A 13226-nucleotide genomic window follows, 5' to 3' on the forward strand; every position below is an offset into this window, starting at 1 on the left:
GAATAGTTTGGCACAAATTTTGTTTTAATAATTTTAACTAAATAGTTCGACAAAACTAAGTATTTTTGTAATGTGCAACAATAAAAATCCTATTGATATGAAAACAAATATTTTTTCCTTTAAAAATGCAACACTTTATCCATTATTTGGATTTTTAAGTGTTTTAATATCATCTTGTGGATCTTATCAAAATAGTTCCTATTATAACACCGATGGAATATACGGAAATTCACCAAGAGAGACTCAAACGGTTTCAAGTGTACAGTATAAAAACTATTTCAAAACCTTGCAAGACGAAAGTAGTGTTTCTACAGATACCATTAAAATTCCAAAACAGGGTTACACAGAAACAAACATTGTAAATGTATATAATGTAAATGACGACCCATGGAATTGGTCTATAGGTTTTGGCTTTGGATATCCTTATTACGGATACGGATATGGTTACCCATATTATGGTTGGGGTTATCCTTATTATGGTTGGGGCTATCCTTATTATGACTGGGGTTATCCCGGATATGGTTGGGGCTACCCAGGATATGGTTGGGGTTATCCAAGTTATGGCTATGGATATAACAACAATTATTCTTATAATTCAAGCCGAAGAGGTTCATCATATGCTTATGATGTAAATCCTAATAACAATAGATATTCTCAAAACCAAAGCAACACAAACGGATATTCTAATACAAGAAGAAGTGCTACCAATAGTGCTACTAGAAACAGTTCCTCATTTATGACTGCCGACTATTCACAAAGCAACTCATCTAATTCAAGAACTAGCACCAACACAACATCTAGCAATACTAGAGGTCAAAACTATTCTAACACAAGAACTTATAACAACACAAGCACCAATAGCACAAACAATAGTAACTACAGCAATAGCAACTACAACAATAGTAGTAGTAATTCAAGATCATCATCAAATAGTAACTACAGCGGCGGCGGAAGTAGTAGCAGCGGAAGATCATCTGGTGGTGGCGGTGGAGGATACAGCGGTGGTGGCGGTGGCGGAAGAAGATAACCTACTTCGCTCAGCAATTAAACATAACTTTTAATTATACAAAAGATGAAAAAAATCTTATTCCTTATATTTTTTGGCTTCAGTTTCAACCTAGCTCAATCGCAAGAAATTCAAGATGCGCTTCGTTTTTCGCAGGATAATCTAAGTGGAACAGCTCGTTTTAGAGCAATGGGAGGTGCATTTGGAGCGCTTGGTGGAGACTTATCTTCGCTAAATGTCAATCCAGCAGGTTCAGCCATTTTTTCGAATAATCAGCTTTCGATTTCATTAAGCTCTTTTAACAAAAAGAATGATTCTGATTATTTTGGAACAAAAACTTCAGCTTCTGATAGTTCTTTTGATATGAATCAAACAGGAGGGGTGTTTGTTTTTAAAAATCAAAACTCATCTAGCCATTGGAAAAAATTTGCATTTGCCATAAACTATGAAAACACAAATAATTTTGACAACTCAGTCTTTTCGGCTGGAGTAAATCCAACACGTAGCGTAGCAAATTATTTTCTTAGTTATGCAAATGGTGTACCATTAAACGTATTACAAGATTCCTATTATGGAGAATTAGACAATGGTGGTCAACAAGCATTTTTAGGTTATCAAGCCTATGTAATCAACCCTTTAATCGATGTTCCGAATAATACTAACTATACATCAAATGTGACTCCTGGAGGAAATTATTATCAAGAAAACAGCATTTATTCTAGCGGATATAATGGAAAATTATCCTTCAATATATCCACTTCCAATGAAAACAAGTTTTATATAGGAGCAAATTTAAATTCACATTTTACCGATTATGTTCGCACAAGCAGTTTTTATGAATCCAACAACAATCCATTAAACACAGACTATACCGTAACCAATTTGCGTTTTGACAATAATTTGCACACCTTCGGAACTGGATTTTCATTTCAAATTGGAGCCATAGCAAAAGTGACCGATGAGATTCGTTTAGGATTAGCCTATGATTCCCCTATTTGGTATAAATTAAGTGATGAGTTTTCACAAAAGCTAGTCGCTATAAGTGCCAATACCGTAAATCAGTTACCTCCTGATGTTGTTGATCCGAATATAATTAATTATTATGATCCTTATAAATTGACCACTCCAAGTAAATTTACGGGAAGTTTTGCCTATGTCTTTGGAAAAAAAGGTTTAATAAGCCTTGATTATTCTTTAAAAAATTATGGAAATACTAAATTCGAACCTGAATATGATTATTATTATAGCGGTTTGAATAATGAAATGAAAAATACTCTAAAATCTTCAGGCGAATTAAGACTTGGAGCCGAGTACAAAATCAATCAATGGAGTCTTAGAGGTGGATATCGTTTTGAAGAAAGTCCTTATAAAAACGGCGCAACTATTGGCGATTTAAACTCCTTTTCTGGTGGATTAGGTTATGACTTTGGAATGTTTAAATTAGACCTTTCATACACAAATGCACAAAGAAATACGCAACAACCTTTCTTTAATCAAGGATTTACGGATTCAGCTAAAATCAATACTACAAACAATAATTTCACAATGACTTTATTATTTGAAATGTAACCCTTTTTATAAAAATTTTCGAATAGAAAACCATTTCATTTTTGAAGTGGTTTTTTGTTTTTATAAAACCATTACTATACAAAGAGTTATGCTCCTAAAAATAAAAATCGTAATTTTGCCAACTTCTAAATTATCGGAAATATAAATCTATGAGAACCAAGTCGTTAAAAAAAAATAAAATCAACGTGATCACTCTTGGGTGTTCAAAAAATGTATATGATAGCGAAGTCTTAATGGGACAATTAAAAGCTAGCGGAAAAGATGTCGTTCACGAAGAAGAAGGCAACATTGTAGTTATCAACACCTGCGGATTTATAGATAATGCTAAAGCCGAATCTGTAAATATGATTTTGGAATATGCTGATAAAAAAGAACGTGGAATTGTTGACAAAGTATTCGTAACAGGATGCTTATCAGAACGATACCGTCCAGATTTAGAAAAAGAAATTCCAAATGTAGATCAGTTTTTTGGCACAACAGAATTACCTGCTTTATTAAAAGCTTTAGGAGCAGACTACAAACACGAATTGCTAGGAGAACGTTTGACAACAACTCCAAAAAATTATGCATACCTAAAAATTGCCGAAGGTTGTGACCGACCATGTAGTTTTTGTGCGATTCCATTAATGAGAGGAAAACACGTTTCGCAAACCATCGAAAAATTAGTTAAAGAAGCCGAAGGTTTGGCAAAAAATGGTGTAAAAGAATTGATTCTTATTGCGCAAGATTTGACTTACTACGGGTTAGATATTTACAAAAAACGCAATCTTGGAGAATTATTAGAAGCTTTGGTAAAAGTAGAAGGCATCGAATGGATTCGTCTGCATTATGCCTTCCCAACTGGTTTCCCGATGGATGTTTTGGAAATTATGAAACGCGAACCTAAGATTTGTAATTATTTAGACATTCCGTTACAACACATTTCGGATTCTATTTTGAAATCGATGAAACGTGGAACTACGAAAGAAAAAACAACTCAATTATTGAAAGAATTTCGGGAGGCCGTTCCTGGAATGACCATCAGAACAACACTAATTGTAGGTTATCCTGGAGAAACTCAAGAAGATTTCGAAATTTTGAGAGACTGGGTACAAGAAATGAAATTTGAACGTTTGGGCTGTTTTGCTTATTCGCACGAAGAAAACACAAGCGCATTCGAATTAGTCGATGATGTTCCTGAAGATGTAAAACAAGATCGTGCAAATGAAATAATGGAATTGCAATCTCAAATTTCTTGGGATTTGAACCAAGAAAAAATCGGAAAAACCTTCCGTTGTATTATTGATAGAAAAGAAGGCGAGCACTTTGTGGGACGAACAGAATTTGACAGTCCAGATGTTGATAACGAAGTACTTATTGACGCTTCAAAGCATTATGTCAAAACAGGTGATTTTGTAATGGTAAAAATTATTGACGCCACTGAATTTGATTTATTCGCAGAACCTGTTTAAATTTACATCATTAATACTCAAGACATGAAAAGTACAAAAAAAATTATTGCAGCTATCATTATTCTCTTTTCTATAAACACGATATCAGCCCAATATGGAAATGGCTATGGTAATGGTTACGGAAATGGTTATGGCTATGGAAATGGAATGAGTCAAATGGGAGGTATGAATCAAAATAGTCAACCCGAAAAACCAAAAGAAGTTCCCGCAGAAGTAATTGTCGCCAAATACATGGAGGATATGAAACCTGCTTTAGCACTTGATGAGCTGCAAACCATCGCTATAACAAATGTTTTGATTGAAAGTGTAAATGCACAAGGCAGAATTACAAAATTAAATTTACCCCAAGAGGATTTAATAAATGAATATAAAGCTCTAACGGAAACCACCGATAGAAAAATCAACGGTTTTTTGAATAAAGATCAAAAAGAAAAATATCTCGCTTTTAAAGAAGAACAAAAACAACCCAAAAAATCAAAATCAAAAGATAAAAAGAAATAATACATTTCAAAACCAATAGACAAACAAACGGAATGAAACAAATAACACTAAATACTTTCTATCTTCTGACTCTAGCAATAATTATTACTTCTTGCTCTTCTAACCCTTATAAAGCTAGTAACAAATCATACAAAGAACAGCTTCACGATTATAAAAAAACTATTTCTAACACAGAAGCGGCCAAATTAGAAACTAGCAGCACTACAATTCTACCCAATACTGAAGCAGTTATAGACCCTTTGTCTCTTTACAAAGATACACTATCTATAAAAACTCCTGTTGCATTGAACAACGGCATTAGTACAGAATGGATAAGCACCGTAAATTTTAATCTAAGAAAACCTAATTTCATTATTATCCATCATACTGCACAAGATTCTTTGGCTCAAACATTAAAGACCTTTACAACCACAAAACCTCAAGTAAGCGCCCATTATGTTGTTGCCGATGACGGAAGAGTGGTTCAAATGGTGAACGATTATCTTCGCGCTTGGCATGGAGGAAATGCCATTTGGGGGAAAAATACCGATATCAATTCAGCATCTATCGGAATTGAATTAGACAATAATGGAACTGAGCCGTTTTCAGACAAACAAATTATTAGTCTTTTGGCATTGCTTACAAAACTCAAAAAGGATTACAATATTCCAACTCAAAACATATTAGGTCATTCTGATATTGCGCCAAGCCGAAAAGTTGATCCTAGTAAGTATTTCCCATGGAAACTTCTAGCTTCAAATGGATTTGGTATTTGGCCAGATGAAATTTTAGAACCAGCACCAGCTAATTTCAATGCTGAATTAGCATTAAGAATAATTGGTTACAATACAAAAAATTTAGCAGCAGCAATTTCAGCTTTCAAACTTCATTACATTCAAACAGAAGTTGATAGTGTTTTAGACGAAAAAACAATTAATACAATATACAATATTTACAAAAAACAATAATTAAAGCGGGCTTTGAATTACTTCAGAGCCCGCTTTTTAATTTGATCTTATTGCAGAGACAAACGACTTGCTAGCACTGACAAATTCAATCGAACTAATTAAATTATCTTATAAAAGTGATTGGAATAAACATCAAAATAGTCTGTACATCATCTACTTTGGGCAAACCCAATATCGGTTTGATAAACTAGCGATTTCACTACTATCTATTACAAAAAAAACTGCCAAGATACTATGAACAGCATCTTGGCAGTAAAAAAAATATTTTTAAAATCGTTTTTTACTTCAAAAATTAGAATCCGTAAACAACAGCTATAAGGAATTGAGAAGCAGATTTTGAAGGATCTGAATCTGAATCTTCAAAGATTACTTTGTCTGAATTACTATCCAATCTAAATTCTGGAATAATAGTCAATCCACCAACTTTGTAGTTCCCTGACAAAGTAAAAGCAGTTACATCAGTATCACCTGAACCTTCTTTGTATTGAAAATATTCAGCACGCAATCCTAAACCAAAAGAATCTGTTAAAGCTACAGATGGATACAAAGCAAATCCTGTATAACCTGCATCACCATCATTTGAATAATCAGCAGCATTGATACCTAATTTGAATTTTTCAGCAAGTTGCAAAGTTGCAGTTAAATCAAAAATTGTTCCGCTGTTTTTACCATCCATAAAGTTAAGGTAAGCACTAACTGGACCACTAGCATAAGACAATTGAGCTCCAATAGCTTTAATACCAAAATCAGATGTATATACATTCCACTGATCGTTAAACGCCCCTAACATAACTCCAAATTTATCAGATACTTTATAATTTGCTTTAACACCTGCATTTTGGAATGGTCCGTTTGTAAACAAATAAGAAGTAGAATAATGGAAATTAGCTACTGGCGAAATTACTTCATAACCAATAAAAGTCCCCATATATCCAGCAGTCAAACTCAATTTATCACTTACAGCATAAGATGCATATAAATTTTGAATGTGGAATGAATTTCCATCTGATCCATTAGGAATTGATTCGTATTGTCCTCTTGGTCCGAAAGATATTTCACCAACAAAAGATGCCTTTCCTACTGTTTTTTTCAAAGCTATATCAAGCATACCCAAAGAAACTGAATTATGATCTCCTGCAAAACTAGTTGGAATATTTCCTGATTGTTTAGCAAAATCATACTTATAATACAAATCACCAGAACCTGAAATTTCTAATGGAGTTGATTTTGGAGCTTCCGCGTCCTGTGCAAATGTTAAAGTGCTCGTTAGCATTAAAGCTAAAATTAAGGTTACTTTTTTCATGTTTGTTTTAGTTTAAAAGTTAAATTAGTTTTTTTTTAATCTTGAATTTATTAGTACCAAATGTGTTTTCAAAAAAGAAATACATCATTAAAGTAGGTCTAAATTCGGTTTGAAAAACACCATTTTTCTGTGACAAATCTATCAACTTTTGTCAAACTAAAACAGTATAAAAACTCTTTTTTGACTTATTCTTGAAAGAATTGTCAATAACCAAAAAATGAATATTAAAAAATATACAATCCCTATTTAAATCAATTTATTTTATCAGATTACTATTTTTATTTTTAATCATACCCCCTATTTTTTGCATCATTTAAGCAAAAATTGACAATAAAATTCAAAAAAAATAGCTTTTATGAATAAATAACAAAGATTACCCCCTAAAAAAAATACCCATGTCTAAATTTTATTAAAAAATCATAAATCAGCCAAAATGGAAATTAATTTTTAAAATTAAATCCATTTAAGAGAAAAATCCATCTTTTTTAACCATTGAAAAGCTAAATAAACAAACAAACTGACTACCATTTAACAACCGTAAAAAAAACCTTTTTTCACTGTTATTTATTGAATAAAAAAAGCAGCATTTTCTAAATAATTTTCCAACGACAATTAGCAGATGTTAATTTTATTTTAAATTTACACTATTAGCTTTGATATGATTTCCTAAATTCTATTTTTGCAAACTATGAAATTAATTGCGAGACTATTATTGATCTTATTTGTAGCCTTTCTAATTACTCCAACTGTAGTTTGTGTAATTAAGAAAGATGCTGATATTTCTACATTTTATAGCTTTTCTGAAGAAGAAAAAGCGCAAAAAGAAATTAAAGCAATTATCAACCTTGATTTAAATTGTACTACTGTAGATGTATCTCCGTTTAATTGTAAAATAATACTTTCAGAGAATACCTCCAAGCACGATACTATCTCCTCTAAGATATTTATCCCCCCACCCGACAAAGCTTAATTTTTCGTTGATTTTAATGAATTAAAATCAGTTGCTATACTCATTATTGAGATGGCAAATCTTTCACGTTTAATTTTAAGTAAGGTATTATGTCAAAAAAAATAAATCTTTTTGCAAACCTTAAATCTGATTTTGCCTCAGGTTTAGTGGTTTTTTTAGTAGCACTCCCATTATGTCTGGGAATAGCAATGGCCTCGGGAGCGCCTTTATTTTCAGGTATTATTTCTGGTGTTATTGGAGGAATAGTTGTGGGCTATTTGAGCACCTCTCACATTAGCGTTTCTGGTCCAGCGGCTGGTTTAACAGCAATTGTATTGACCGCAATTACTGATTTAGGAGCCTTCGATATATTTTTGACAGCCGTATTTATAGCCGGTTTAATTCAATTAGCACTCGGTTTTTTAAAAGCTGGTAGCCTATCAAATTATATTCCAACAAATGTTATTGAAGGAATGTTGGCAGGTATTGGAATCATAATTATTCTAAAGCAACTACCCCATGCTTTTGGTTACGACAGTGATTTTGAAGGAGATTTAGCCTTTTCTCAAACAGACGGTAGCAACACTTTGACCTCTCTATTAGGCATTGTCGATTATGTCCAATTAGGATCTATTGTCATAACTGCCATTTCCCTAATCATTTTAATAGCTTGGGACAAAGTTCCTTTTCTTCAAAAATTAAAATTAATTCCCGCAGCACTTATAGCTGTCACAATAGGAGTTGTACTGAATGAAGTTTTTATAGCAACAGGCAGTTCGCTAGCCATTGCAAAAGAACATTTAGTTTCGTTACCCATCCCAACATCAATAGAAGAGTTCAAACAAATTATTGTAACACCCAATTTTTCTGGAATCACAAATCCTAAAGTTTGGGTTGTAGGTTTAACTATTGCAATAGTAGCCTCAATTGAAACTTTATTATGCATCGAAGCAGCTGATAGAATGGACATTCACAAACGCTATACCGATACTAATGTAGAATTGAAAGCTCAAGGTATTGGAAACATCGTTAGCTCCCTTTTAGGTGGTCTGCCAATGACATCGGTAGTGGTTCGCTCTTCGGCAAATGCCAATGCTGGAGCCCAATCTAAAATGTCTTCCATCATTCATGGTTCTCTTTTGCTGTTAAGTGTCTTGACAATTCCTGCACTTTTGAACAAAATTCCGTTAGCAACATTGGCTGCTATCTTATTACTAGTAGGATACAAATTGGCAAAACCAGCAACATTCAAACATTTTTGGAAAAACGGAAAATACCAATTTGCACCCTTTATCGCTACCTTATTAGCTGTTGTATTTTTAGATTTATTAAAAGGAGTCGCTCTAGGATTACTCATTAGTGTTTTTGCCATTTTGAGAGGAAACATGAAAAGAGCCTACATTTTCAGAAAAGAAGAATATCACGACGGAGATGTAATTCATATCGATTTAGCCCAAGAAGTTTCGTTCTTAAACAAAGCTGCAATCAAAACAACTCTAAGTAAAATTCCCGAAAACTCTAAGGTAGTAATTAATGCTCAAGATACTGTTTATATAGCTCACGATGTATTGGATTTAATTAAAGAATTCAAAAAAATTAGAGCAAAAGAAGAAAATATTAAAGTAAAATTAACTGGATTTAAAAAAGAATATGAATTAGAGAATACAGGCGAAGAGGAAAAGCACGTATTTGTAACGCAATCTTAAAACATTAATTTAACTCTCGACAAATGAAAACACATACAAAAGAATCACAAGACCAAATAACACCAAGAAGAGCTTTAGAAATTTTACAAGAAGGTAATGATAGATTTATCAAGAACTTAAAAGCTCATAGAGATTTATTAGAACAAGCCAATGAAACCCGTGATGGTCAATGGCCATTTGCTACCATACTAAGTTGCATTGATAGTCGAACCTCAGCAGAATTAATTTTTGACCAAGGATTAGGCGACATTTTCTCAGTAAGAATAGCTGGAAATGTTATCAATACTGATATTTTAGGAAGTATGGAATTTGCCTGCAAACTAGCTGGTTCTAAACTAATTGTAGTGTTAGGCCACAGCAAATGCGGAGCCGTAAAAGGCGCTTGCGACCACGTAGAAATGGGGAATCTCACTGAATTATTATCAAAAATTCAACCTGCAGTTTATGAAGAAAAGATAACTACATCTGACCGAAATTCAAATAATAGTCTTTTTGTTCAAAATGTAGCTACAATCAATGTAAAACGTTCTGTAAAAAGTATTATTGAACGCAGTTTTATTTTAGAACAAATGGTTGAAAATGGAGAAATTGGTGTTGTAGGTGCTTGGCACGATATCGAAACTGGAAAAGTATCTTTTTATGACGACGTGATGTACATCAAAGATGATAAAAATCCGAAATTTACCGTAGCTGATTTGAGGCATTAACAACTCTTACTGATTCTAATATTGAACAATATTAGATCCTAAAATTTGCATATCAAAAAAATGGTTGTCTCAAAAGGCAACCATTTTATATTTACACTGTTTTTATATTTTCAATCAGCATTAAAACAAAACTCACAACTATCAACTATTGTGAAAAACAGAATCGATTAATTCATATATTTTTTCTTTATCCAAAGGCTTTGAAATATAGGCTTTGAATCCATGTTTCATAATTTTATCAAAATCTTCAACCGAAGCATAGGCGGTTTGTGCAATAACTGGGAGTTTTGGATTAAAAGAATTTATAATTTTAAAAGCCTCAAAACCGTTCAATACTGGCATTTTTATATCCATAAAAACCAAGTGAATATCAGGATTCTCTCGACACATATCTACAGCTTCATGGCCGTTTGCGGCTCGAATAACTTTATATTTTTTTAATTGCAATATTTTCTTCATCAACAAGAAGTTGATGTTGTCATCTTCGGCAACCAGAATAGTTTCATAATTTGATTTATTAACCTTTTTTAGGCTAGTATTTTGATTCAGAATCGGACTTGTTTCATCATAAACTAATGGTATTGTAAATGTAAAAACAGAGCCTTGTTTGATTTGTGAACTAACACTAATTTTTCCTCCAAGCATTTCAACATAAGCTTTTGAAATGGCCAAACCTAGACCTAAACCACTTAATTGAGCCGAAAATTCATCTTCAATTCTTCTAAACCTGTCAAATATTACTTTCAAGTTTTCTTCGTCTATTCCTAATCCTGTATCTTTAACTGCAAATACAATAGTCTTCTCCTTTTCATTTATTTGATAGCTAAAAATAATTTGTCCTTTTTCGGTATATTTTATTGCATTTGAAATCAAATTGACAATAACCTCTTTGAGTTTTATGACATCGGTTAAAATATTACCGGGGGGGATAGGAGACTCATTTTTAACAAAATACAATTCCAAATCTTTATCCACAGGAATAGTAACTTTTAATGTTTCGTATAATTCGGCTATACAAGCATCCAAATCAACACTACTAATGTTTGGCACAATTTGTTTGGAATCAATCTTAGACATCTCGATAAGGTCTTCAATAATTGACACCAAATTAATTCCACAATTTTTTATAATTTTCAAATATTCACTCTTAGAATCTTCACTCAAATTGGGTTCGTTCAACAAATCGCTGAATCCTACTATAGCATTCATTGGGGTTCGAATTTCATGAGATAAATTGGCCAAAAAAGAAGATTTAAGTTTGTCACTTTCTTCAGCTTTTTCTTTTGAGAGCTCTAACTGTTTTCGTTGATTACTGTTTTCTTCAAATAAATTGCCAATATATCCAAACTCGCCTGGCTCTTTTTGCAAATCTTTAATTGCCATTTCATTACCTGTTTCTAGAACATCTGTTATGGTTTTCAACGGTTTATAAATCCATTTTCTAGAAAAATACAAATAAATAAAAACGTTAATCAAAGAAACCAAAATCAAAATAATAAGAATTTCTTTTGTGTTCTGATAATGCAAATTAAAAGGTCTTTTAAAAACTATATTTGCAATCGCTGTATTCTTATAATCTAATAGTTTAACATCCGATTCAAGAACATCCTTCTGAATGTTGGTAGTGTTATTTAGGGCAACTAATCTCACATTCGAACTACTAATGTTGTCCAAATTTTTACAAAAATTCTGGTCTAAAAGTCTTACCATAAAAAAATAGCCTGAAGGCTTTGACTTGTTTTTTTTGGGATCATCTGAAGGATGTATTGTAGCTCCAAAAACTTCAACCACACCCTCAGGTATTTTTATATAAAAACGAGTCATTTTTGACTTATACAAACGAGTCAAAACCTCTTTAGGAATGAAATCAATCGTTTTAATTTTAGCATTAGACGTTTTAGTAATGAACTGATTATCTATTCCATACACCCCAAGATAGTCTGCTTCATAGGATTCAAATTGGCTTGCTATAAAAACATCGTACCATTTCTTGTCTTTTGTTTTAGTAAACTTTACTAATTCATCCCAAAATGTTATATCAACAAGTGTTGATACAAGAGTTTTTGAATTGAGCTGAATAATTGAGGAAACTTCGTTAGCATACTGCTCTTGAGTGGATTTATAAACATGATGTTCTTGTTTATTGGTATAAATATAGAGCGCAACATATAATAAAAAAAACAAAACACTAGTGCTTATAATCAATAAAAGTAGCTTGAAGTAGGTATTGAGGTCTCGAAACTTTTTCATAGAATTGAATAAAATTCACAAAAAATAAAATTATTTATAAAGATAACTTAATTTAGTAATTTGAGTGCCAAAATAATAAAAAAAACACCCTATTAAATTAGAATTCAACACATAAACCCCTCCTATTTGACTGAATATTTTTACCTTTACCAACTAATCTAGTGAAATGAAGATTGGACTAACCTTTTCTGAATCTAATTATGCTAATTATCCGAAATGGATAAAAGAAACCGATGCTACTATTGAAATTATTGAACTTTCGTATGAAGTAAATAATTGGCAAGATGTTGCTCTTTGTGATGCCATTATTTTTACAGGCGGAATTGACATGGATCCCATTGAGAAAATAGCATATGCCAATGCTCCAAAAGAATTTAATTTAGCCCGTGATCGTTTTGAAATGGCTGTTTTGGCAAAAGCTTTAGACAAAAAAAAGCCTATTCTTGGCATTTGTCGAGGTTTGCAATTAATCAACGTTTATTGGGGTGGCAGTTTGCATTTAGATAACGGCGATGCCAAAAATAAAATTCATAGAAGAGAATCTGAGGATAAAATTCATCGTATTCAAGTAGAAAAAGACTCCTTATTTTATTCGATTGTACAACAAGAATTTGGTAATGTCAATAGTGCGCATCACCAATCTATCGATGTATTAGGTTCCGGTTTAAAAGCTGTTGCTCATTCTAAAGATAGAGTTATCGAAGTTATTGAATCAACAAATCCAGACGAACAATTTCTATTGGCTGTGCAATGGCATCCCGAAAGAATGGCCGATTTAGAAAGTCCTTTTAGCAAAAATATACTAAGAGCTTTGCTAGAAAAAATAGGTTACTAATT

General features: G+C 32.4%; 11 protein-coding genes. 9 read left to right on the forward strand and 2 right to left on the reverse strand.

Translation table 11 applies throughout. The features are described from left to right. Nucleotides 1-97: 97 nt before the first annotated feature. From C3L50_RS10645 to C3L50_RS10665, 5 genes are all read left to right on the forward strand, one after another. Nucleotides 98-1027, forward strand: a complete 930-nt coding sequence (locus tag C3L50_RS10645) for a hypothetical protein (RefSeq protein ID WP_103806215.1) — start codon at nt 98-100, stop codon at nt 1025-1027. Between the two features lie 45 nt (nt 1028-1072). After that, complete coding sequence (locus tag C3L50_RS10650) at nt 1073-2575, forward strand: OmpP1/FadL family transporter (protein WP_103806150.1); 1503 nt, start codon at nt 1073-1075, stop codon at nt 2573-2575. 149 nt (nt 2576-2724) lie between these two features. Next, nucleotides 2725-4026, forward strand: coding sequence for a 30S ribosomal protein S12 methylthiotransferase RimO (gene rimO, locus C3L50_RS10655; RefSeq protein WP_103806151.1), 1302 nt, complete (start codon nt 2725-2727; stop codon nt 4024-4026). 24 nt (nt 4027-4050) lie between these two features. Next, nucleotides 4051-4527 carry a hypothetical protein gene (locus tag C3L50_RS10660; protein WP_103806152.1) on the forward strand — a complete coding sequence of 159 codons (477 nt, stop codon included), beginning with the start codon at nt 4051-4053 and terminating at the stop codon, nt 4525-4527. 32 nt (nt 4528-4559) lie between these two features. Continuing rightward, on the forward strand, nt 4560-5474 hold the full coding sequence (locus C3L50_RS10665) for an N-acetylmuramoyl-L-alanine amidase (RefSeq protein ID WP_103806153.1): 915 nt from the start codon (nt 4560-4562) through the stop codon (nt 5472-5474). A 292-nt stretch (nt 5475-5766) separates the two neighbouring features. On the opposite strand, the gene C3L50_RS10670 is transcribed toward C3L50_RS10665, so the two are convergent. After that, nucleotides 5767-6777: an outer membrane beta-barrel protein gene (locus C3L50_RS10670; RefSeq protein WP_103806154.1), complete on the reverse strand. Its 1011-nt coding sequence runs from the start codon at nt 6775-6777 to the stop codon at nt 5767-5769. A gap of 688 nt (nt 6778-7465) precedes the next feature. Between C3L50_RS10670 and C3L50_RS10675 the strand changes: the two genes are divergently transcribed. The 3 genes from C3L50_RS10675 to C3L50_RS10685 all read left to right on the forward strand — a co-directional run bounded on the left by C3L50_RS10675 (nt 7466) and on the right by C3L50_RS10685 (nt 10139). Next, entirely contained in the window at nt 7466-7747 is a 282-nt protein-coding gene (locus C3L50_RS10675; protein WP_103806155.1) for a hypothetical protein, read from the forward strand. Nucleotides 7748-7836: 89 nt separating this feature from the next. Further along, nucleotides 7837-9432: a SulP family inorganic anion transporter gene (locus C3L50_RS10680; protein WP_103806156.1), complete on the forward strand. Its 1596-nt coding sequence runs from the start codon at nt 7837-7839 to the stop codon at nt 9430-9432. Between the two features lie 23 nt (nt 9433-9455). Continuing rightward, the gene (locus tag C3L50_RS10685; RefSeq protein ID WP_103806157.1) at nt 9456-10139 is read left to right on the forward strand and encodes a carbonic anhydrase family protein; all 684 of its coding nucleotides are present in this window, start codon (nt 9456-9458) and stop codon (nt 10137-10139) included. Nucleotides 10140-10280: 141 nt separating this feature from the next. Here C3L50_RS10685 and C3L50_RS10690 read toward each other — a convergent pair whose 3' ends face one another. Then, the gene (locus C3L50_RS10690; RefSeq protein WP_103806158.1) at nt 10281-12389 is read right to left on the reverse strand and encodes an ATP-binding protein; all 2109 of its coding nucleotides are present in this window, start codon (nt 12387-12389) and stop codon (nt 10281-10283) included. A 166-nt stretch (nt 12390-12555) separates the two neighbouring features. Between C3L50_RS10690 and C3L50_RS10695 the strand changes: the two genes are divergently transcribed. Continuing rightward, nucleotides 12556-13224 (forward strand): gamma-glutamyl-gamma-aminobutyrate hydrolase family protein, encoded by a 669-nt coding sequence (locus C3L50_RS10695; protein ID WP_103806159.1) that lies wholly within the window; start codon nt 12556-12558, stop codon nt 13222-13224. Nucleotides 13225-13226 lie beyond the last annotated feature (2 nt).

Source organism: Flavobacterium alvei (assembly GCF_002920895.1).
Classification (GTDB): Bacteria; Bacteroidota; Bacteroidia; order Flavobacteriales; family Flavobacteriaceae; genus Flavobacterium; species Flavobacterium alvei.

Excerpts from the sequence above, each read along its gene's own strand:
- C3L50_RS10645 (WP_103806215.1), top strand. The coding sequence starts at position 98 with ATGAAAACAAATATTTTTTCCTTTAAAAATGCAACACTTTATCCATTA.
- C3L50_RS10670 (WP_103806154.1), bottom strand. The coding sequence starts at position 6,777 with ATGAAAAAAGTAACCTTAATTTTAGCTTTAATGCTAACGAGCACTTTA.
- C3L50_RS10690 (WP_103806158.1), bottom strand. The coding sequence starts at position 12,389 with ATGAAAAAGTTTCGAGACCTCAATACCTACTTCAAGCTACTTTTATTG.
- C3L50_RS10685 (WP_103806157.1), top strand. The coding sequence starts at position 9,456 with ATGAAAACACATACAAAAGAATCACAAGACCAAATAACACCAAGAAGA.
- C3L50_RS10660 (WP_103806152.1), top strand. The coding sequence starts at position 4,051 with ATGAAAAGTACAAAAAAAATTATTGCAGCTATCATTATTCTCTTTTCT.
- C3L50_RS10695 (WP_103806159.1), top strand. The coding sequence starts at position 12,556 with ATGAAGATTGGACTAACCTTTTCTGAATCTAATTATGCTAATTATCCG.
- C3L50_RS10665 (WP_103806153.1), top strand. The coding sequence starts at position 4,560 with ATGAAACAAATAACACTAAATACTTTCTATCTTCTGACTCTAGCAATA.
- rimO (WP_103806151.1), top strand. The coding sequence starts at position 2,725 with ATGAGAACCAAGTCGTTAAAAAAAAATAAAATCAACGTGATCACTCTT.
- C3L50_RS10650 (WP_103806150.1), top strand. The coding sequence starts at position 1,073 with ATGAAAAAAATCTTATTCCTTATATTTTTTGGCTTCAGTTTCAACCTA.
- C3L50_RS10675 (WP_103806155.1), top strand. The coding sequence starts at position 7,466 with ATGAAATTAATTGCGAGACTATTATTGATCTTATTTGTAGCCTTTCTA.
- C3L50_RS10680 (WP_103806156.1), top strand. The coding sequence starts at position 7,837 with ATGTCAAAAAAAATAAATCTTTTTGCAAACCTTAAATCTGATTTTGCC.